General features: G+C 44.2%; 18 protein-coding genes. 12 read left to right on the top strand and 6 right to left on the bottom strand.

Annotation, left to right across the window (positions count from 1 at the left end; all coding sequences use genetic code 11):
• Window positions 1-139: 139 nt before the first annotated feature.
• Window positions 140-3310, bottom strand: coding sequence for a tetratricopeptide repeat protein (locus tag QUB20_RS05050; RefSeq protein ID WP_333243637.1), 3171 nt, complete (start codon window positions 3308-3310; stop codon window positions 140-142).
• Window positions 3311-3610: 300 nt separating this feature from the next.
• Between QUB20_RS05050 and QUB20_RS05045 the strand changes: the two genes are divergently transcribed.
• Together QUB20_RS05045 and QUB20_RS05040 are read left to right on the top strand one after the other, a co-directional pair.
• Window positions 3611-3880: a hypothetical protein gene (locus QUB20_RS05045; RefSeq protein WP_333243640.1), complete on the top strand. Its 270-nt coding sequence runs from the start codon at window positions 3611-3613 to the stop codon at window positions 3878-3880.
• Window positions 3881-4071: 191 nt separating this feature from the next.
• Window positions 4072-4776, top strand: coding sequence for a hypothetical protein (locus QUB20_RS05040; RefSeq protein WP_333243642.1), 705 nt, complete (start codon window positions 4072-4074; stop codon window positions 4774-4776).
• A gap of 454 nt (window positions 4777-5230) precedes the next feature.
• Here QUB20_RS05040 and QUB20_RS05035 read toward each other — a convergent pair whose 3' ends face one another.
• Both QUB20_RS05035 and QUB20_RS05030 read right to left on the bottom strand, forming a co-directional pair.
• A complete protein-coding gene (locus QUB20_RS05035) occupies window positions 5231-5677 on the bottom strand; it encodes an NADAR family protein (RefSeq protein WP_333243646.1) in 447 nt (148 codons plus the stop codon).
• Between the two features lie 48 nt (window positions 5678-5725).
• Window positions 5726-6439 carry a hypothetical protein gene (locus QUB20_RS05030; protein ID WP_333243650.1) on the bottom strand — a complete coding sequence of 238 codons (714 nt, stop codon included), beginning with the start codon at window positions 6437-6439 and terminating at the stop codon, window positions 5726-5728.
• Between the two features lie 121 nt (window positions 6440-6560).
• On the opposite strand from QUB20_RS05030, the gene QUB20_RS05025 reads away from it, so the two are divergent.
• The 7 genes from QUB20_RS05025 to QUB20_RS04995 all read left to right on the top strand — a co-directional run bounded on the left by QUB20_RS05025 (window position 6561) and on the right by QUB20_RS04995 (window position 12430).
• Window positions 6561-7640 (top strand): dipeptide epimerase, encoded by a 1080-nt coding sequence (locus QUB20_RS05025; RefSeq protein WP_333243653.1) that lies wholly within the window; start codon window positions 6561-6563, stop codon window positions 7638-7640.
• A 31-nt stretch (window positions 7641-7671) separates the two neighbouring features.
• Window positions 7672-8475, top strand: coding sequence for a Uma2 family endonuclease (locus QUB20_RS05020; protein WP_445299376.1), 804 nt, complete (start codon window positions 7672-7674; stop codon window positions 8473-8475).
• An 81-nt stretch (window positions 8476-8556) separates the two neighbouring features.
• Window positions 8557-9606, top strand: coding sequence for a DUF1611 domain-containing protein (locus QUB20_RS05015; protein WP_333243655.1), 1050 nt, complete (start codon window positions 8557-8559; stop codon window positions 9604-9606).
• A 43-nt stretch (window positions 9607-9649) separates the two neighbouring features.
• Window positions 9650-10291: a type I restriction endonuclease gene (locus QUB20_RS05010; protein WP_333243658.1), complete on the top strand. Its 642-nt coding sequence runs from the start codon at window positions 9650-9652 to the stop codon at window positions 10289-10291.
• Window positions 10292-10348: 57 nt separating this feature from the next.
• On the top strand, window positions 10349-10819 hold the full coding sequence (locus tag QUB20_RS05005) for a GNAT family N-acetyltransferase (RefSeq protein WP_333243661.1): 471 nt from the start codon (window positions 10349-10351) through the stop codon (window positions 10817-10819).
• Window positions 10820-11741: 922 nt separating this feature from the next.
• A complete protein-coding gene (locus QUB20_RS05000; protein WP_172191372.1) occupies window positions 11742-12029 on the top strand; it encodes an NfeD family protein in 288 nt (95 codons plus the stop codon).
• A 113-nt stretch (window positions 12030-12142) separates the two neighbouring features.
• On the top strand, window positions 12143-12430 hold the full coding sequence (locus QUB20_RS04995; protein ID WP_333163682.1) for an NfeD family protein: 288 nt from the start codon (window positions 12143-12145) through the stop codon (window positions 12428-12430).
• Window positions 12431-12604: 174 nt separating this feature from the next.
• On the opposite strand, the gene QUB20_RS04990 is transcribed toward QUB20_RS04995, so the two are convergent.
• The 3 genes from QUB20_RS04990 to QUB20_RS04980 are packed head-to-tail and all read right to left on the bottom strand — an operon-like array spanning window position 12605 to window position 18174.
• Window positions 12605-13750 (bottom strand): Rpn family recombination-promoting nuclease/putative transposase, encoded by a 1146-nt coding sequence (locus tag QUB20_RS04990; protein ID WP_333243664.1) that lies wholly within the window; start codon window positions 13748-13750, stop codon window positions 12605-12607.
• Between the two features lie 58 nt (window positions 13751-13808).
• Complete coding sequence (locus QUB20_RS04985; RefSeq protein ID WP_333243667.1) at window positions 13809-17339, bottom strand: N-6 DNA methylase; 3531 nt, start codon at window positions 17337-17339, stop codon at window positions 13809-13811.
• Window positions 17340-17382: 43 nt separating this feature from the next.
• A complete protein-coding gene (locus tag QUB20_RS04980; protein WP_333243670.1) occupies window positions 17383-18174 on the bottom strand; it encodes a hypothetical protein in 792 nt (263 codons plus the stop codon).
• Between the two features lie 353 nt (window positions 18175-18527).
• Between QUB20_RS04980 and QUB20_RS04975 the strand changes: the two genes are divergently transcribed.
• The 3 genes from QUB20_RS04975 to QUB20_RS04965 all read left to right on the top strand — a co-directional run bounded on the left by QUB20_RS04975 (window position 18528) and on the right by QUB20_RS04965 (window position 20857).
• On the top strand, window positions 18528-18680 hold the full coding sequence (locus QUB20_RS04975; RefSeq protein ID WP_333243673.1) for a hypothetical protein: 153 nt from the start codon (window positions 18528-18530) through the stop codon (window positions 18678-18680).
• A gap of 308 nt (window positions 18681-18988) precedes the next feature.
• Window positions 18989-19867 (top strand): glycine--tRNA ligase subunit alpha, encoded by an 879-nt coding sequence (glyQ, locus tag QUB20_RS04970; protein ID WP_190660228.1) that lies wholly within the window; start codon window positions 18989-18991, stop codon window positions 19865-19867.
• Between the two features lie 222 nt (window positions 19868-20089).
• Window positions 20090-20857 carry an ATP-binding cassette domain-containing protein gene (locus QUB20_RS04965; RefSeq protein WP_333243676.1) on the top strand — a complete coding sequence of 256 codons (768 nt, stop codon included), beginning with the start codon at window positions 20090-20092 and terminating at the stop codon, window positions 20855-20857.
• Window positions 20858-20973 lie beyond the last annotated feature (116 nt).

Raw genomic sequence — 20973 nt, 5'->3', positions numbered from 1 at the left:
AATTTCTATTTTATACCTATTTTATAGGACTTACGCAGGGTGCCCAGAAACCGGGTTTTTCACGAAAAGACTTCGTTGCCATCGGCAGATTAGGTAAAAAACCAGGTTTCTTTGTCGGAGTGCGTAAGTCCTGTTTTACTTATTCTGGTTTTGTTGACACCAATGGTTCTAATAAATTGCGTTCTTCTATGGGAAGTTCTAGCAAAACTCGTCTGTCCCCCTTTGTTTCCTTATAGCGGACTGCCGCATTCAGCAGGCGGATGGGAATTTGGAATTGTTTGTAGTTGCTGGTTAGTTGTTGCCACAATTCTAACCAAGTGCGTGCGGCTTTGTCACTCACCATTTCTGACATTAGCGCGGGAATATTTCGCACAATTCCCTGTCCTAATATTGAGAGATATTCGTGTTTCTCGTAAACTGCAATTAGGCTGGAAATGCGAGGTTTCCATATTGCTGCATCCTTGTTGGCGAAGAGGTTATTGATAATTAATTCGGCCTCGTGTGCATCAGATTCATCGTCAGATTCAACGCTTTGAAAGGCGTCATCTAAGGCGGCGATACCTTCGTCCCAACGATTCAATCCGAGAATGGGGATAGCGCGGTTGAAGGCATATAAATCTGGCCCAAGTGTGAGGGCGCGATCAAAAGATACTAAAGCTTCTTCATAACGTTGGAGGTTGTTGAGTACATCGCCTCGGGAAACCCAAGTTAAGCGATCGTTGTCGTCAAGTTTGATCGCCCTGTCGTAAGATACTAAAGCTTCTTCATAGCGTTTGAGGTCTTTTAGTATATCGCCTCGCGTAGCCCAAGTTAACGAATCGTTGTCGTCAAGTTCGATTGCCCTATCGTAAGATTCTAAGGCTTTTTCATAATGTTTGAGGTAGTGGAGGAAATCGCCTCGTAAAAGCCAACCCCCTTGATAATTGGCATCAAGTTTGAGCGCCAGATCGTAAGATTCTAAAGCTTCTTCATAGCGGTCGAGGTATTTGAGTATATTTCCTCGCTTAATCCAATCCTGCGGATAATTACTATCAAGTCCGAGCGCCCGATCGAAAGATACTAAAGCTTCTTCATAGCGTTCGAGATTATTGACTACATCGGCTCGCATATACCAAGCTAACTTATCGTTTGGGTCAAGTTCGAGCGCCCGATCGTAAGATGCTAAAGCTTCTTCATAGCGTTTGAGATTGTAGAGGACATTGCCTCCTCCAACCCAAATCTCCTGATAATTGGCACCAAGTTCGATCGCTCGATCGAAAGATACTAAAGCTTCGTCATAGCGTTTGAGGTTATCGAGTACATAGCTTCGTAAAGCCCAAACAGATTGATAATTGGCATTAAGTTCTATCGCCCGATCGAAAGATACTAAAGCTTCATCGTAGCGATCGAGGCTGTTGAGTACAATGCCTCGTAAAGCCCAAGCCCACATATAATTGTTGTCAAGTTCGATCGCCTTATTGAAAGATTCTAAAGCTTCTTCATAGCGTTTGAGGCCGTAAAGCACATTGCCTCGTAAAGCCCAAACAAACTGATAATTGGCACCAAGTTCTATCGCCTTATCGAAAGATGCTAAAGCTTCTTCATAGCGTTTGAGGTGGTAAAGCACATTGGCTCGTAAAACCGAAGCCGACCTATCATTGTCGTCTAGTGCAATCGCTCGATCAAAAGATGATAAAGCTTCATCGTAGCGTTTGAGGTTGTTGAGTAAACCACCTCGTATACGCCAAGCTAACTTATCATTGTCATCAAGTGCTATCGCCCTATCAAAGGATTCTAATGCTTCATCATAGCGTTCGAGATTGTCCAAGCAACGTCCTTTTTCTAACCAATCCCGTGCCTTACCGCGAATGGCCACCAGTTTGTTTACTAGATTCAAAGCCGAAACATAGTCTTTCTTCTCTTTGCAATTTTCAATTTCCTGCACGCAAGCTGCCACGCGAGAGTCTTCACAATCATCTGTTTCCCTTGGCCCAAGCGCACGCAGCAGATATTCTCGCTCGACGACAGCATTAGGCGGTAGTGTTTCCAGACTTAGCTGATACTTCAACTGAGTTTTTTCCCATATATTATCAACTAGCTCTTTCCCGATCGGAATCAATCTTACTCCCAAGCGATCCAATCGTTGTTTCAACTCTTCTTGCGTGTACCACAACCGCAAAAAATCCACAATCAAACTAATCGGCTCGCCCCGATGCTTCTTCACATCCATGCAAAATCGCATCAGCACTTCTTGAAGTTCATAATACGACTCGCGCCCCATCGATTCGCTCGTCACATAACCCATTCCCGACAGTTGTTTAAGTTGGCTGGATGCTGTCTGATGCGTCATAAAACAGCGTTGGGCAATCTCTTTAACCATGACAGCCCCGCGCCGATCGCACAAAAATTCAACTATCTTTCTTTGCTGTGGCGAAAGCCAAGCCATCCGCGCCTGATAGTAGGGCGTCAATTCATCCAGGGTTTGCAAAAACGGTTTCACAAGTCGATCCAGCGAGTCGCGAGTCAGAAATTCCGCAAAAATCATATAAACGCGGTGGTTGCCGCCAGCCAAGTGATGGATTGCTTCAATTCGAGAACGTCCCTTTGGCGTTTCTATGAATAATTCTAGTTCTTTGTTGTCCTCTAATTTAGCGATGTTTTTCAATAAGCCGACAACTTGATCTAAATTTAGCTTGTCTAAATAGTGGCGCTTGAAAAAGTCGTAGAATGGCGCTTTTTTATTGTCTATTCCTTTGAATAAATGCTGAGATGTTGCCAAAATCGTACAGAAAGGATAAATTTCTAAATAGTCTCGGAATTGTTGCTGCCCGCTGTCGCCCAACCCTTCAAACAAGTCATCCAGATTTTCTACAAGTAAAAGGAGAGTGCGATCGCCCGCAAAATCTTTCAGCAATTCTGCTGCTATCTGTTGAGCGCTATCGGGCGATTCACCGTAAAGCGATTCTACCCGATCAAACAATTCAGCCTTGTATTCAGCCGGATATTCTGATTGGAGTGATCGCAAAATTCGCAGGAGCAAATCGAGAAACGACGTGACGCCCCACTCTTCCTCCCGCAACCAAGCAATCAGCACTTTTTCCTGAAAATCCTCCATTTTGGAAACGCGGTGATACATTAGCGAGACTAAGTGCGTCTTCCCAATACCTCGCATCCCAATCAATAGGTGATGCTGCTTGATTGGCTTGAGGATGCTCAACCGGATTGACTCGACTAGCTCGTTTGCCAAATCGTGACGCTGCACCAACATCTCCTCTAAATCTTCGTGCTTCATCAGACTGGGCGTGAAGCGAGAGACAAGTGTACCTTTCATACTGTCAACCCCCTAGATAGTAACTGGGAACGAGAAATTATGGTGGCTCCGTTTTCGATAAAATGCTTGTTGTACAAGGTTTTGAAAGTTTGTAAGTTTAATTTACCATATATTTTATAAATGTACGTTATTTCTATTGTATATTTTTTAAAGCAGTGTTAGACTGCCCTTAACAAGCAAACAAGCGCCCCTAGCTGTAACTAGAGACGCTCTCAATTGCTTATCAGTTTTCGGGAGCCACTGGGTGCAACCAGTAGGACTCTCATGTTGTTTATGGTCTATATAGACCGAGGATTTCTCATGACTAATTATAACAGCGAACAGCTCAATCTGTTCACCCAGCCGATCGCAGTTTCGGTGGAAATGGGCTGCACAGTTGAACGTGCCACCGAATTAGTACAATGCTCAAGAAGCTCAATCTACGATCGGCTAAGGAAAAATAAACCGTATCTGCGGCAGGTTCCCACAGGTACGTGGCAAGTTTACTCTACAGGGAAAAAAGATGGCTCAATTCTTGTGAATGTTGCCTTCATTTATTCTCCAAAAGATAAGAATTGGAGACTTGCTTGAACTCAAATCTCAAGGCTGCGTTAGTCCAAAGCTTAACGCAGCCTTCTGCCTCTTCGGTTGCTGAGGAAAACAGCAAGCAGAGCCTCCAAATCTGCGTCCCCAGGCAGAGCCGGGGAACAAGAAAAAAATATAAAAAATATTCCTTAAGACTTGTTACAATACACAAAACTTCATACTTTCCCCAACACTGGATGACCTTTTTCAACGCCTCCGAACCCCTAATCCGCTGCAAACAGGAACATCTCGACGTACAAGACATCGAAGGCCTGTTGCAACTCCGCTGGCAAATTGGAAATATTACTCTTTTCTCAGGATTTTATACCCGCATCGACCAAACTTTTCTGCTTTGGGGTTTGGTGACAGGGGGGATTTTTTTTACGGCTCAGTTTTTCCCCATCAGTTGGAGCTTTCAGGCGATTCTGTGGTCAACTTTGACTCTAATTGGCACTGCAGTAATGGCCGTTTTAACTTTGTTTTGGGTAAGAGTCGAGCGTGTTAGCTGGATTCTTTACTCTTGGGCGATTTTGATGATAACTGGTTTGGTTCTGACCGATTGCAGTATTTTTGCCGGTTGGGGAGGTTTGTTACTGCACCTTTGCGATTTGTGGTTGGGATTGAGCGCGATCGGCTATTTGTTGACGGGACTCGGTTTGCGATCGCGCACTTTTCTCCTGATTGGACTAACTCATTTATTTAGCATCCCTCTATTAACTTTTGTTGCACCTTGGCAATATCTAACCACAGGCATAATTATGGCCGGCTGTTTGTTGTTATTGTCCGAATTGCAGTGGGATATGCGATCGCCGATCGACAATAGTTTGCTAAGCGCAGAACAGAAAGAATTTAATAGAATTCAACAGCAACTGCGACAGAGTGGCGCGATTGTATCCAAATAAATCACAAATGTAAAGAATTCTGAACGAGTGCTGACACTTTCCACAAATCGTACACAATAGTAAAGATACAGCATCAATAAAAAACAAAGTTTAACCAGAACAGGTGTTTTGCTGTTTTACCTGTGAATCGCCAACCTTAGGGGAACGGTGTCCGGGAGGCGACGGGCTAACAATGCTGTACTTGCGACCATAAAAGTTAATTCCGGTTGAGAGTAGTTGTTAAAACAAAAAAAGTGGTGCAGGGTTTTTACCGTTTCCCCTGCTTCGCAGTCTCTGAGGAGAGGCTAAACCCTCTACTAGAACAGCCCGACGAGATTGACACAGGTTTTGACAGTTGCTCAGACCGATTTTTGAGTTCAGTGTTTAAGAAAATTGAGGAAATGCTCGCTGACGAGCATTGCAGGACTTAGGATTAAATAAGTCCTGCTTTAGTTTAGAAAATTTAAGTTCTGTTTTACTCTGACGTGCGTTTTCGCAATATTTCCCTTACTTCCATTAAAATCTGGCCCAACATATTTTTGCCGCTGCCATCTTTACCGCAACCCCAATAGTAATCAACAGGGGAATTTTCGACTATTTCCTCATCCGCTGTAGCGAGTAAAATTTCTCTAATTTCGGCATGAGTTTCAAATTTTCGGAGTACGGCTTTTCGCATGATATTATCTTTTACTTTTTCCCAATCTTTGCGGAGGGGACGAGAGCGATCGCGCCCCATTTTTGCGGCATCTTTCGGCGTTTTTGCTTGGCGAATTTGGTCGCAATGAGCCGTTTTGGGAAACTTTTGTGCTTGAAAATAATGCTCGGTAGTTGGCCAATATTCTCCGTCTAACTCGAATCCATGACTGGAAAAATTAGAAAAACAGCCGTATTCGCTGGCAGTGGTGTAGAAGTAGATAGCCATAAAGTCTGCGATTTCAATTTCGTTAATAATCTTGGTTTATAGTCAGTTTTACCTCTGTGGATTATCCACTATCTTCAACCGCAAATCAATAGTTTCAAGATAGGAACCGATGTAAGACAGCAGGGCATAGATAAATACTATCACCCCTACCATTTCCAAAATTTCCTCAACAGAAGCCAACAAACCGTATATCAAGTTTCGCTGGCCAACCGCATCTGCATAATAGCCACAAACCATTTCCATGCCAAGTGCTCCACCGACATATATACTGCCTGCCAGTAAAAATAAATCCCTTGTTTTTCGGGGTAGGTGCCGGAGAAACTGGAGATAAGCCAGCGCAGTAACCGCAACAAAAATCGCCCCCGGAATTACCCAAATGAAGTAAAAAATTCCCCCTAAATCCAGTGCTTTTCGCAAGTCGTTAATAATTAATATTTCGTGCAAACTCAAGATTTCATCTAAAGAAAAAAATACAAAGATGAACGCCAGCGCTTTCCAGTGCCCAAAATAGCGATCGCTCTCCTTCTTCTTAGCACTAGCAATAATACCTAGCAAAATCGCGCAAAACAGCAAAGTAAATGACGAGTACCACGAAGGATAATTTATCTCTCTGTCTAAATTAAATAAATTGATCCAGCGTTCTTGATAGTTAAAACCGTACCGCAGAACTTGTACGATGCAACCAGCAACAGCAAAGAAGAGCACCCAAATGCTGAGAGAGAAAGCAACTCTCTTCGGCGAAACAGAAATAATGAATTTCATCAAATTTTTGATAAACTAGAACAAGCAAAATCAAACTATAAAGTAAAAAGTAAAAAATGGCAATAGCGGCGCAATCCGTCCCCTCGGATTTTTATCTACAAAAAATTACCAATCACTGACAATGCACGTTCAAATTGAAACTTTCACTGTCCGCAAGCGGTTTGCCCTTACCATCAGCCGCGGTACAACAGCCCAAAGTACGAATTTATGGGTAAAATTAGCACACGAAGGCATCGAAGGTTGGGGAGAAGCATCGCCTTTTTCCACAGGTTCTCGGCCCCAAACTACGGAAATTCTGCTAGCCGCATTGCAGGAAGTTGCACCGCTGCTAGAAAAGTTTACTCCGTTCGATCGCCAAAAAATCGAACAAGTATTAACAGAGGTCAACTTACCCTCAGCCGCCCGCGCCGGCATCGACATGGCAATGCACGACTGGCTGGGCAAAAAAGCAGGCTTGCCGCTGTGGAAAATGTGGGGATTAGATCGATCGCGCATCGTCCCCACCTCGGTCACGATCGGCATTAATTCGCCCTCTGGTGCCAGAGAAAGAGTGCGCGATTGGTTTGGGAAAGATGCGACAGATCCAGGAAGCATCAAATACCGCGCCGTTAAGATTAAATTAGGAAATCCCGCAGGAATCGAAGCCGACAAAGCTATGTTAATAGCAGTGCTAGAGGAAGCACCAGCTAACATTCAAATCAGTGTAGATGCTAACGGCGGTTGGAGTTTGACCAGTGCGATCGAAATGTGTCGTTGGCTGGAAAAATACCAGATAAATTATGTCGAACAGCCGCTTTCACCTGTCGCAGATATGGAGGAATTCTCAGAACTGTACCGTCAATCGCCCCTGCCAATTTTTGCTGATGAAAGTTGCTTTAATAGTTCCGATATACCCAAGCTAGCGCACTGCGTTCACGGCATCAATATCAAAATGATGAAGTCAGGCGGATTGACTGAAGCAATGCGGATGATTCACACAGCCAAAGCCTGCAATTTGCAAGTAATGTTCGGCTGCTATTCAGATAGCGCGATCGCAAATACAGCAGCCGCACAACTTTCACCGCTAGCTGACTATTTGGATTTGGACAGTCACTTAAATTTATTAGACGATCCTTTCACCGGTGCGATCGTCGAAAATGGGTGTTTGTTGCCAAACGGGCGATCGGGATTGGGAGTGCAGCGAGTTGAGATTGTAGAATAGAAGTATCGCTCAAAACACATCTGGAGATAGTATGATGCCAGTGGAATCAATAGGAGAGCAAATTGATAGAGAAGCCAAGCTTTTTTTTGAAGAACATAAACCACCGACTGATTTAATTTTTGATGATGGTGCAGAAATGGAAAGCAACCGCCACCGTATAGCAATGACCGTTTTAATCCGTTCCGTAGAACAAGGTTTAGCTAACCGGAACGATTTTTTTGTCGGTGGCAATATGTTTATTTATTACAGCGCTAAACAGATTCGCAATCAGGATTTCCGAGGCCCGGATTTTTTCGCTGTGTTGGGTGTTGACAGCAATACTTCCCGACAAGGCTGGGTAGTTTGGGAAGAAAACGGACGTTACCCGGATGTCATTGTGGAACTGCTGTCGCCGTCAACGGCAAATCAGGATACCGGCAAAAAAAAGGATATTTACGAGCAGGTTTTTAGAACTCCTGATTACTTTGTTTTCGATCCTTTCGAGCCGAATTCTTTGCAAGGATGGCGTTTAGATGCCCACCTGCGCTATCAGCCGTTAGTGCCCAACGAACAGGGTTGGTTGTGGTGCGAAACGTTAGGTTTTTGGTTGGGAACTTGGGAAGGAATTGTCGATCGAGAAACAGCGACTTGGGTGCGTTTTTTCGATGAATCTGGCAATTTAGTTTTGTTGCCGGAGGAAGCCGCTCAACAACAAGCCGAAGCCGCTCAACAACAAGCCGAAGCCGCTCAACAACAAGCGGAACAGGAACGCCAGCGAGCCTCGCGACTAGAGGCCAGATTGCGAGAATTGGGAGAAGATCCGAATGATCTTACCATGAACCCAAATCACAGCTAACACCCAATCGATTTTAGATTTTAGATTTTAGATTTTAGATTGAAGCTAAAATCTAAAATCGCCCGTCTCAAAAGTGAACCAATGACTAAAAATTATTCGATCAAAAATGGCAAAGTTGCTATCCTGCTGCACGAGGGAATTATCGGTTCTTCCGGCAAAACAGGTTTAGCATTTTTGCGCTACAGCGAAGCACAAATTGTAGCAGTAATAGACCGCCAATGTGCCGGACAATCTTTACCTGAATTAACGGGCATTCCTCAACAAGTACCGATAGTTGCTTCCGTTGCAGAAGCACTGCAATTTGCGCCGGATATTCTGCTAATTGGTATCGCTACTTCCGGCGGTGTTTTGCCTGCGGAATGGCTGCCAGAAATTAATCAAGCGGTAGCAGCAGGTTTGTCAGTTGTCAACGGTTTGCACGCGAAACTTGCACCTTTGATAACAGTTCCGTTAACCGAAAATCAATGGATTTGGGACGTGCGTCAGGAACCGAAATCTGTCGGTGCGATCGCCTCTGCCGCCGCTGCTAAATTAAGCTGCCGCCGCGTGTTAACTGTCGGCACAGATATGAGCGTCGGCAAAATGTCAACCAGTCTGGAACTTAATCGCACTTGCTTGCGGCGAGGTTTGCGTTCCAAATTTTTGGCAACCGGACAAACTGGTTTAATGATTGGAAATGAAGGCATTCCTTTGGATGCAGTGCGAGTTGATTTCGCCGCTGGTGCTGTCGAACAAATGGCGATAAAATTGGGTTCTGAATGCGATATTCTGCACGTAGAAGGGCAAGGTTCGCTATTGCATCCGGGTTCGACGGCGACTCTGCCGCTGTTGCGGGGTTCGCAGCCAACTCACTTAATTTTAGCGCACAGAGCCGGACAAACTAGCATTCGCAATCACCCGCACGTATCGATTCCCAGGTTATCAAAAGTGGTGGAATTGTACGAAATGGTAGCCGCTGCTGCGGGTGCTTTTACAGGGGGAAAAGTGAGGGCGATCGCCCTCAACACTCATCACTTAAATGAGGCAGATGCGCTGTTAGCAATAGCTGAAGTTGAAGCCGAAACGGGATTGCCTTGTACCGATCCGGTAAGGTTGGGCGCGGAGGTTTTGTGGGAGGCGATCGACAGTTGATATGCTAGAATACATACCAACTAATAAATAACTAGATAAAACTATGACACCAAGCATTCAAGCAAAAACACTGACCCTGCACGATGTCAAAACAAAATTTAACTTCCAACTTTGTGAAGACGAGCAATTCTTCCGGGAGTGGATTGACGATTTACCAGAAATTACTGATGAAGAAAAGCGATATCTAGACAAAGTAAAGGCTGGCTATACTAACAGTGCCGACCACTCCATGATAGAAGATACCGTAAAAATGGTGGTACTTGCTCCATTGCTCTTTTTAGCAGATTTATACCTGAATCCATTTCATATAGAAGCAGAAAAATCGGTGGAAATTGTCACCGTGGATGAAGGTATACTTGTCAGAGGAAGTATTGATGTTCTGCTTTTAATTGAATCTTTTTGGGTGGTTGCTATCGAAGCGAAGCGAGCACAATATTCCGTTGAAGCTGGACTTCCTCAGTTACTATTTTATATGCTGAATGACCCCAGTCCAGAACCAGTAACATTTGGGCTTCTGACAAATGGTAGCAGTTTTCGATTTATCAAAGTGACCAAAGGAGACATACCGGAGTATGCCGTGTCTAAACTTTTCGATATTGGGAGTCCAGGAAACGAACTTTACGAAGTCTTTCGCATTTTGAAGCGGCTAGCTGGTATAATTTCGAGTAACACATCTTCTACTTAAATACATAATAAGGCTGTTGAGAACTCAAACTAAACGAGACAGCAAACAAAAATCACAATGAATGAAAATTCTTTGGAGTTGCAGTCAGGATGCGTCCTCCGCCCGGCCTCAGAGCAAGATATGAGGTCAATTAGAATCTTAGTTTGGAGCGCCAAACTCGATCCAACTCAGTTGCGCTGGGAGCAATTCTGGGTGATAGAATGCGAGGGAAAATTGGCAGCTTGCGGACAGTTGCGGAAATTTGCGGGGGCGCAAGAATTGGGCAGTTTGGTGGTGGCGAAAGATTGGCGCGATCGAGGTTTGGGAAGCTACCTCACAAAATATTTAATTCAACAAGCTACAGAACCGCTATATTTAGAATGTTTGGGAAAGCGACTCGCATCATTTTATACTCGCTTTGGCTTCGTAGAAGTTTCCGTACAAGAATTGCCGCAGTCGCTTAAATTCAAGTTCGGTTTGTCTCAATTAGCTAAAACTTTATTCAAAATTCCTGTAACAATTATGCAGTATCAAGCAGGTTGTCTATAATTATGACTTTTATGAATTTAAGATTCTGAATTTATGAATGGATTTTAAGTTCGACCTGTTCAATAATTGGATAACAGGGTGCGATCGACCTGCATCGATCAAAAACTCCTACCGCCTCCTGATATCTGCGTCAGTCTCGATCGCCTATTGTCTATGCCTAAATAGGTAGGTACACCTCAATATCGCATGGGGAGGGTGGGTGAGTTGCCAAGTTTACTTGCTTATATCATTGATCCGCTTACGGGCCCCTAATGGCGCACTGGCTGTCAGAAACCGGGTTTTTAGAGGTTTGGTGCGTCAGTTACGGACTAGATATTTATGGATATTCCTGATTGGGCGATCGAGATTGCGTAAGTTCATAATTCACTGTTTGCGGTAGTCCAGTTGGCTAAATTGGCACAGCTACAAGCGTGATATTTAGGCAAAAACCTTTATAAAATGGTTGTTTGCGGGTTTAGGAGTGTCATGTGCCAGTACCAGACTCGGAAAGTGGACTGGCGATCGCACCAAAGATATTGGACTCCTGGCAAATTAGTAAGTGTAAAGCAAGTGAGTCACAACCCAATCAAAACATAAAACCCAAAAATAAAACATTTTCACAGCAGCAGTAATGCGGAATCAGCCAATCTCTAATGTAGCTAACAACATCTACCCTTAAGGTAAATCCCACCAACTGCTCAACCACTAAATCCTTAATTCAATACCTCGGAATTACTGGATTTAGACTCCCCGCAACCGCTTCTCAAATCCCCTCAACATTTCAAAATTTCTTTGCCTTTTATCCTGATAAAACCACGGAAGGCAAGAACAATGAAATATCAAGGCAATCAATCAATCTTAACCGAGGAAATGCAGCCTCTCAAATAGCATAAACCGACAATTACACATCCCCATATATTTTAACACAACAGGAGTAAATATCATGTTCAACGTAGTAAAAGCTTTCGGCTCGATTTTCTCTACCCAAGGATACAGCACAGCTAACAATATGCTCATCAAAAATTACATCAACACCAATTTTAACTACTTCAACGAAGAAGCAGTAGTTGATGAATCTATTTACCCGAATCAAACAGGTCGCGTCCGCTTTCAAGGTAGCTGGTGGCCCGCACGGTGCGATCGCCAAATCACCCTCACACCGGGAGACACCGTTTATGTCATCGGCGTTGACAACATCACTCTGTTAGTTTCCCTTGCTCCCGCAGACTAAATCAGAGCATGAACAACCTGGTAATCAATTTTAACCAGGAAATGCTAGTTTTCAAAGAACACAAAATCGGCGATTAAACTTCGATATATATTAACACAAAAGGAGTCAACAAAATGTTTAACGTAGTAAAAGCTTTCGGTTCTATTTTTTCTACTCACACCTACAGCACAGAAAACAATCTTTTAATGGATAACTACATCAACACCAATTTTAACTACTTCAACGAAGAAGCAGTCGTTGATGAATCGATTTACCCGAATCAAACAGGTCGCGTCCGCTTCCAAGGTAGCTGGTGGCCCGCACGGTGCGATCGCCAAATCACCCTCACACCGGGAGACACGGTTTATGTCATCGGCGTTGACAACATCACTCTGTTAGTTTCCCTCGCTCCTGCAAACTAAACTAGAAAGTAATCTCAACTTTTTCACTGTCTGAGCCCCGACTTATTCAATAAGTCGGGGCTCAGACTATTTTGTTTTTTAGTGGCAATTTGGCGATCGCTTCCATTCAACACCTGATGCAAGACAGCAATATCTGCCTCTGTTTATTTGCCAGTAGAAATATGGCCGATCGCGCTACAATAAAATGGCATTTTTGAGAGCTTGTTTATTGAGGCGATCGCGGAGTTGAGATTTGCTACTTTCTGGGGTTACTGCTGCTTTTTCTGATGCCTTAGCGATCGGCGGTAGTGGTTCGAGCAGTTTGGCTTGAGCTTCCTGAATTGAAGGGTAATGTTCAGCCCAGGATGAAATCGCTTCTGAAAGGACATCGCTCTCATCGGATAAGGGTTCAATTAGCTGGGCTAGTTCGGTTAATTGTTCGGCCCCGAAGAGCGATCGCTGCTGAGTTAATAGTTCGATAAATGAGTCGATATTTTGTTCAGGGAGTGACATCGATTCCCGTTGAATTTTGTTAATTTTTTGGCGAACAAATTCGAGAGACAAATCTAATAATTGCGCGATCGTCTCTAAATTCATTCCAAACGCTATCATCCGACGAATGGCTTCTAACTTCGCATGCAGCTCACCTTCCTGCTTACCTTGTTCGAGTCCTTCTTCTAAGCCTTCTTGCTTGACTTCCTGGTAAAATCGAGTTTGTCTGAGTTCGCTTAAATTCAACATGGCGGCAATTTCCTCGCGGCTTTTCTGGGGGAGTTTGTAGACGATAATTGTTTCGATGAGGTTAATTAAATCGCGTTGAACGGTAGGATCGGATATCTGTTGTCGGGCCATTGCGATCGACTGCCGTGCTTGTTCTGCTGCTGTCTCTGCTGGCTCGATTACCAGTTTAACAACTTTGACTCCCAGCGATCGATCTGCGGCTTCTGGCAATTCATCGAGGTAAATCCGTTGGACGCGCTGACTGGTTAAGAGTTCCTGAAATTGCAGCATCTGTTCGTGTTCGATGCGGCGATTGGGATAGATGACAACCACGCGCCAAGGATTGAGTGGTTTGTATTGTCGCAGATAGAGAAAGAGTTCGCCAAAGATGCGGTAGTACAAGTCGGCATCGGGTTGAAACTGAACTTCAGCTAAGTAAAATGGTTTTTCAGGTTCTTCGGTTTTGGGGAGAAATAAGCCATCGATGCGGAATGCGAGTTGTTTGATTTCGCGGGAGGTGAATTCATAGGCGGTGGCTTCGTCTGGAGAACGATCGATCAGTTCAAAGAAGAAGCTGGGAAATTCTTGAAACAGGCTGTAGAAAATGGTGTCTGTTTTCATTGGTAAATGCGATCGCGCCAGCGATCGCCACTAGAACAATCCCGTTCATCAATCGTGGTCATGTCAGTTTTACCCCCAAGGCTTCAAGTTGCTGATTCATCCATATAATTGCCGTCGCTTCATTGGTTTCGATCGCTTGTTCTACCCCTGTTTTAGCAATTTCCAGCAGTTGTTTAGATTGCTCCCGTGCTTGGCGAGACTCCCTGACCTTTTCTGTGATTTTCTGACGAGTAGATTCTTTCGGTAGAGTAATCGGAATATTCAACAGATCCTCAGTTGAAATTGACGGATACATACTGGCCGTAGTATGAAGATCCAGGATTTCACACACAATGGGCGATCGCAAATAGATCAATAAAACTTCTGGCTCAATTTTTGTTGGTTTGAGAACAGCAAAACCAGACGAGCAAATGTAGTTATTTTGCTCGGATTCAATTAAGGCTGAAAGTCTGCGGATAGGGCGAACTGTGGACGTAATTACATCGTTAGTTTTGACAAACCATTGCGCTCGACTAGGGGCTTCTTCCATCGCCACCACTTCACTATTAGCAAAGCCTTCTCCGCTGAGATTGCCAATTTCGATATAGTTAAATGTGCCTTGTTTTTCGGGCTGAAACTTGCGCTTTGCTAGTGAGACAACATCCCCAATGCAAAGACCAGACTGACGCATGATTGCCATTACTTTTTGCTGTTTTGGCTGGTAATACTCAGCGTCGAGGCGATCGGAGGACAGGAACGACTCAGCAAAAGTCTTGACGGCAATGGTTTCTTCTGTGGGTTGCCAGTCCTTCAAGCCAAGCTCCGACAACAGCAAATCCTCAGCTTGTTGATATTCAAGCTCAGACCGTCTCAGGCATTGTTTACCAAATAGAACAACTTTCGAGACAGAATCCTCAAATGAATTAGAGAATTCAGGGATAACTAGCTGATCCATATCTTCCAGGATCAATCCCTTTTGAACTGCCCCACGAGTAAACCTATTTACTTGATCCTGTCCAAACTTAGAGTTTAAATAACTAGCAAAATATTCAGGCTTGACTTTTTTAGGTCGTAAAATAGCGAGTTTACAATTACATGTAGCCGATTGCGTTGTGCTTACCAGTGCAACCCCTCCTATCGTTCCTACAATCGAAAGAAGAACGTCTCCCTTTTTAAGGTGCGACCTTTTCATGTATGGAAGATTATACGTTTTTTCGTCAATGTAGATAGGCGATGATTGTTCAATGAAGAAATAGTGAATATCTTGACCTCGGTAATATGGAACTCCCGAATCAGTAAAGCTTTCGCTGATCTTCATATGGTTTCCGTCAAAAACTTTCACTAAGTCTGTGATTGGCTTCAAATTCTTTGCTTTCAATTGTGATGCAACTTCAAGATGCTCTCTCTTGAAAAACTCAGAATCAATTCGGTGGGTTCGCTCTAACTCACTGAACTTAATAACTGCTGCTTCAAGCCCATCCATTAACCGTTGATACCTTGCAGCATCAAACGGCGTAACAGATGGGCTAGATTCAAAAAAACTGAGCTTCTCCTTTTTGGCAAACTCAATAAACGCTTCCGCAATGCCGTCTTCCGTCCGTCCTTCGTGGTTATACAAATCATGATCCACCACTAAATGACCGTGAACATCTTGCAAAAAATCGCCCTCCACCCCCACCACTCGCTGCATCGGAGAAGGCGGCATCAATTCGCTGAGTTCATCATCAGGCGCTGAACTAGACGATGAAATTTTGCGCCAGATTTTATCCCCAGAATTATCCTTCCCCGATTTCCGCATCGTCGCAAAAAAGATGTTGTAGTCATCCTGTCGAGGGCAGAGTGCGCCCACCTTCGGGTCATCATTCCACTTCTGCACAAACAGCACCGAAGTCTTTGTACCAGTGTGCGGCTTAAACGTATTGCCATGCAGCCCTACCACCGCCAAAATCCGGCAGCGTTCGGCAATGAAATCTCGAATATTTTTATCGGATGAATTGTTGAAGCGCCCTTGAGGAAGCACGATCGCCATTCTACCCCCCGGTTTCAAAAAGTCCAAGTTGCGCTCAATAAACAAAATATCGCGCCCTACCTTGGTTTGCCACTTACCATCCGGCTTTTTTGCCAGGTCATAGCGGGAAATCATGCGCGGTTCCTTGATGTCTCCGGCAAACGGCGGATTTGCCATCAACACATCAAACTGAAACTCTCGATAGTCCTTACTGCCTTTGGGTCGTCGCCGTTTCAATCGTTTGAATCCGGCATTGTAAACATCATCCCACTCGTCTTGACTGGTAATTTCATCCCATAGCTCATAGTCCAGCGTGTTCAGGTGCAACACATTCGTCTGTCCATCTCCCGCAATCAAGTTCAGCGTCCGCGCCACCCGCACGGCCTTCTCATCAAAGTCGATCGCAAACACCTTTTCTTCCACATATTCACTACAACGGGGTGGCTTATCTTCCAACGAAAACAAATGACTCGCCTGCAATCCCTCATCCGCCAAAATCTGCCGCCACACATGAAAAATCGTATGCACCGGAAACCCCGATGACCCTGCCGCCGTATCGATCATGTACTCATCCTCTTGCGGATTGAGCATCTTCACACACATATCAATCACATAGCGTGGCGTAAAATATTGCCCCTTATCGCCCTTGCTACTTTGGTTGATCAAATATTCAAAGGCTTCATCGATCACATCTAAGTTAGAGTTAAACAGTTTTACATTTTCCAAGGACGACACACACACCGACAGGTGCGACGGCGTTAGGCTAATCTTGGAATCCTCGCTAAACACCCCCTCCCACTTTTTCTTCGCCCCATCAAACAAATCTTGAATCTTGCTCTTGAGGGCAGCTTCCGTTTGTCCCGTATTGCGAAACTCCAGAGAGCGAGTCTTGCGACGGTTGCCCTGCCCGGAATACCACTCGTCATAGAGCTTGGTAAAAATCAGCTTAAACAGTTCCTCAAACACATCGACCCCGGCATTTGCCAGCACCTCATCTTCCATTTCTTCAATCAAAGTTTTGAGGGATTTATTCTCCTTCACCAACTTGTCATTGGCAATCAGGTCTTCCAGGGTAAACTTGATCTGGAGAATATCTGCCAAGGTTTGGTTGGCATTGGGCAAACCAGGAATATCTTCAAAATAGTTGGGGTCTTTGCGCTGGTAGTAAGATATCTGATCGCCATTTGTCCAGACAGCGATCGGCGCACCTGTAGCATTACAGTAAGAGCGAAGCTGGTCTTTCCCATCCTTCAGCTTCGGCTTCTTTAGCTCCACCAGCATATACACCGTGTTAGGACGGTCTTTGTCCATTACCACAATGTCTGCCCGTTTCACCTCCCGCCCAAAGTTCACCCCATACTCCACCTGAATGCGACTGATGGGATAATGCAAGCGATCGGTCAAAATCCGTAAATATAGCTGCCGGATCGCTTCCTCTGGCGTGAGCTTAATTGCCTTCTGGCGCACCAGACAATTCGTATAGGGGACTTCGCCGCTCTTGGTTGCCTTGAGGGTAATCGTCTTTTCTAACTGCTTAATTTCAGCCGCCGTAAATTGCGACAGCTTGTAATTTGAGTCTTTGAGAATATCAGCTAAATTCATGAGTAAAACACTATAGGGGTAGTCTGCAAAATTCTAAACTTGGTTAAAGAGCTTGAATGAGTGTATACAAGATTTGGTACGCATGCTCATAAACTTTGTTAGTGTCACTATCTGGAATAATTTCGCCATGAAATAAAACATTTCTGAGTTTATACAAAATTTCTATAATTCCTTTGCAAAGATGATCCGTGTTCTTAACAAAGTAAAGATTGCCCATTGGAATACAATTATTCCGCTCGTGGCTCAGTAAATTGATTGGCTTTGATGGATTAATCTCTTCATAATAAGCCTTGAGATTATTTTGCTGAGGTTCCGATAGGCTTCTAAAGCCATTCTGTGATATCAAATCATCTACATTAAAACCATTCGTTTGCGTGTAACTGAACTTAACGCTTCCGTTGCGACAAATAATATCAATTTGCACCTCTTTGTGAGGTTTTCCCGGAATGTTCCTCTCAACCTTATAGGTTAATTGTTGACGAGTATATTTCTTTTTCCTGTCAGGATTTTCCTCAATAACAATACTTTCAAAGTTTATGCGCTCACTTTTGTTAAATATATGCTTTCGCTCTAACTCCAAATGAAGCTCTGCAATGCGTGACTTAAAAGCAACTCCATCATTGCCTTGATTATTTAGAAGACTAACAAGCTTATTCCGAAAAGTATTAGGATCAGCCTTTATCGCCTTTATCGCTTCTCTATCAGTTTTGAGAGTGGGGTAGGAATTTTTATACCAAGCATTGAAAGTAATCCAAGCTTTGACAAATTGGGTAAAGTAATCTATCGAAGCAAGGTTTTTCCATTTTTCCGAGTTTTCTGTATACAAACTTGGCATAGAGAGAAATTGCTTTATTACTGGCTAAGTTCATCAGATGTTATGGGGTTAGTCCCAACACTTTACCATTTATAAGAGTTGAGTGTCATGACCGGAACTGATCGATAGATTTTCTTAATACTCTGGTCGCCATTGTCCAATGCAATGATGAATTACCCACAATAAACGAGTATCATTCTCAAAAGAAAGGATTGGCGATAGCCTTTTTGATACACTGGCTTGTTGATGAGGCGATCCCAATCAAGCAAGAGTCTCCGCCAACTCAATAACCTGAGTGTTCCAAAATCCCTCAAGAAACAGAATGCAAATTATTTTAGAAGTCCCCGATCGCCCGGAGTGAAAAACTGCAACCATTGGCCGATCGCCTCCCAGAAGCCCTCGATCGCGCACTCCAGGAACTCACCCCCCCAGAGACGATCGCCAAATCGTCGAACTATTCGATCGCCATAAATCCAGCACTCTCTCCCAATCGGAAGCAGTCGAACTCGATCGATACTTGCTGCTAGAACCTTGGGTGCGCTTAGCTAAAGCTCATGCTTACAAACACTTACAGACAGCAGCATGAGTTATGTATCAGCCACTTTGCGTCGGTTAGTGACTCAACGCGCCCGATCGCAATGCGAGTATCGATCTAGAAAACATTGCTATTATCGATCGCAATAACTCGATCGATACAATATACCTGAAAAAAGAACTTAAATATCCAGCGATACGTTCAGCATCTCTTATCTAATTTCGGCAGGGTTTATTTCAATAAACCGTGCCTTGAGTATGCTTAAATAAGTTGAGACACCTACTAGCCATATTGAAACCAGTGAATTTTCAATCAGTCATTGCCACCTTAAACAAATTCTGGAGCGATCGAGGCTGCCTGATCGCCCAATCCTACGACACAGAAAAAGGTGCAGGAACCATGAATCCCCACACCTTTCTCAGAGCAATCGGCCCCGAACCTTGGTCAGTCGCCTACATCGAACCCTGTCGCCGCCCCACCGACGGACGCTACGGCGAAAATCCCAACCGCTTCCAACATTACTATCAATATCAAGTTTTAATTAAACCCTCTCCTCCCAACATCCAAGACATCTATTTAGACTCCCTCAGAGCATTAGGAATTAGCCCAGAAGACCACGACATTCGCTTCGTAGAAGATAACTGGGAATCGCCCACCCTCGGAGCTTGGGGCGTCGGCTGGGAAGTCTGGCTCGACGGCATGGAAATCACCCAATTTACCTACTTTCAACAGTGCGGTAGCATTGACTGTCGCCCGGTATCCATTGAAATTACCTACGGACTAGAACGCCTCGCAATGTATCTCCAAGAAGTCGATGCCATGACGAAAATTCAGTGGAAAGATGGCATCACTTACGGCGACGTTCACCTGCAAGGAGAAATAGAACAGTGTACTTATAACTTTGAAGCTTCCAATCCCGAATTGCTGTTTACTCTATTTGGATTGTACGAGCAAGAAGCCGAACAATTGACAAAAAAAGGATTGGTTTTGCCTAGTCTTGATTATGTACTAAAATGTTCTCACACTTTCAATTTGCTCGACGCTAGAGGGGTGATTTCGGTAACGGAAAGAACTCGGTATATCACCAAAATTCGCAATTTGGCGCGGCGAGTAGCTCAGCTTTATTTGGAACAGCGCGAAAAGCTGGGTTTTCCATTGGAAAAAGCTGTAAAAGTTTGAGCAGGAAAAGGATCACCACACGGATACACGGATGAATTTAGTTGCGATCGTCCTCAACTCATACCAATTTTATAGGTCGTTGCATAGAATTCCGATCCCCCCTAACCCCCCTTAATAAGGGGGGGACAAGATTCCGATCAAAGTTAACCCCTACTCCCCTTCTTAAGGGGGATTTAGGGGGATCGAAATATGTGCAACTTTTTGGGATTTTTTATGAATTCAATGCCTAATTATTCTGAAAATAATACAGAAACAAATCCTCAATTGCGAATTGACGGTGTAAGCTTGAAAACACCGATCGCCTCAAGTTATTTGTTGGAAAATATATCGTTTCAGGTACAGAAGGGCGATCGCGTGGCAATTGTTGGCCCTTCAGGTGCCGGCAAAACAACGCTGTTGCGACTGCTAAATCGACTCAGCACTCCCACCAGTGGCTCGATTTATCTGGAAAATACAGAATATCGCCAAATACCTGCGATCGAACTCCGCAAACAAATCACCCTCATCCTGCAAGAATCCAAGCTTTTGGGAATGTCGGTGCGAGAAGCATTGGCTTATCCTTTGAAGCTGCGGGGGGTGACTGCATCAAACATTGCTGAGAGAATTAGCGGGGCGATCGAACAACTGCACATACCCCAAGAATGGCTCAATCGCACCGAATTGCAGCTTTCCACAGGCCAAAAACAGCTCGTGGCGATCGCCCGCGGCATCATCCTACAACCAAAAGTCTTGCTTTTAGATGAGCCAACATCCGCCCTAGACGCAGGAAAAGCTGCCCACCTTTTGCAAGTATTGACACAGCTAACAAACGGCAAAACCACTATTGTAATGGTAAACCATCAATTAGAATTAGCTGAGGAATTTAGCACGCGAATTCTGCATTTACAGCGCGGAAAGCTCATCGAAGACTCGCCCTCTCATCAAATTAATTGGGTGCAACTGCGGCAAAATTTAATTCAAGCTGAAGCTGAAGCCCAACAAGAATGGTGAACTCTGGTTGCGTAATTAATTTGGATGTTTTAACCGCAGAGGGCGCAGAGGGCGCAGAGAAAGAGAAGATAAGAGGGAAAGAGAGAAGTTTACAAGTTGTTGAGGATTGCTAGAGA

Source organism: Microcoleus sp. B4-C2 (assembly GCF_036705265.1).
GTDB lineage: Bacteria > Cyanobacteriota > Cyanobacteriia > Cyanobacteriales > Microcoleaceae > Microcoleus.
Note: the sequence above shows the minus strand (reverse complement) of the source record. Positions and strands in the feature narration are given on the sequence as shown.

Bases quoted from the DNA above. Each gene is read 5' to 3' on its own strand.
- QUB20_RS05050 (WP_333243637.1), bottom strand. From the start codon at position 3,310: ATGAAAGGTACACTTGTCTCTCGCTTCACGCCCAGTCTGATGAAGCAC.
- QUB20_RS05045 (WP_333243640.1), top strand. From the start codon at position 3,611: ATGACTAATTATAACAGCGAACAGCTCAATCTGTTCACCCAGCCGATC.
- QUB20_RS05040 (WP_333243642.1), top strand. From the start codon at position 4,072: ATGACCTTTTTCAACGCCTCCGAACCCCTAATCCGCTGCAAACAGGAA.
- QUB20_RS05035 (WP_333243646.1), bottom strand. From the start codon at position 5,677: ATGGCTATCTACTTCTACACCACTGCCAGCGAATACGGCTGTTTTTCT.
- QUB20_RS05030 (WP_333243650.1), bottom strand. From the start codon at position 6,439: ATGAAATTCATTATTTCTGTTTCGCCGAAGAGAGTTGCTTTCTCTCTC.
- QUB20_RS05025 (WP_333243653.1), top strand. From the start codon at position 6,561: ATGCACGTTCAAATTGAAACTTTCACTGTCCGCAAGCGGTTTGCCCTT.
- QUB20_RS05020 (WP_445299376.1), top strand. From the start codon at position 7,672: ATGATGCCAGTGGAATCAATAGGAGAGCAAATTGATAGAGAAGCCAAG.
- QUB20_RS05015 (WP_333243655.1), top strand. From the start codon at position 8,557: ATGACTAAAAATTATTCGATCAAAAATGGCAAAGTTGCTATCCTGCTG.
- QUB20_RS05010 (WP_333243658.1), top strand. From the start codon at position 9,650: ATGACACCAAGCATTCAAGCAAAAACACTGACCCTGCACGATGTCAAA.
- QUB20_RS05005 (WP_333243661.1), top strand. From the start codon at position 10,349: ATGAATGAAAATTCTTTGGAGTTGCAGTCAGGATGCGTCCTCCGCCCG.
- QUB20_RS05000 (WP_172191372.1), top strand. From the start codon at position 11,742: ATGTTCAACGTAGTAAAAGCTTTCGGCTCGATTTTCTCTACCCAAGGA.
- QUB20_RS04995 (WP_333163682.1), top strand. From the start codon at position 12,143: ATGTTTAACGTAGTAAAAGCTTTCGGTTCTATTTTTTCTACTCACACC.
- QUB20_RS04990 (WP_333243664.1), bottom strand. From the start codon at position 13,750: ATGAAAACAGACACCATTTTCTACAGCCTGTTTCAAGAATTTCCCAGC.
- QUB20_RS04985 (WP_333243667.1), bottom strand. From the start codon at position 17,339: ATGAATTTAGCTGATATTCTCAAAGACTCAAATTACAAGCTGTCGCAA.
- QUB20_RS04980 (WP_333243670.1), bottom strand. From the start codon at position 18,174: ATGCCAAGTTTGTATACAGAAAACTCGGAAAAATGGAAAAACCTTGCT.
- QUB20_RS04965 (WP_333243676.1), top strand. From the start codon at position 20,090: ATGCCTAATTATTCTGAAAATAATACAGAAACAAATCCTCAATTGCGA.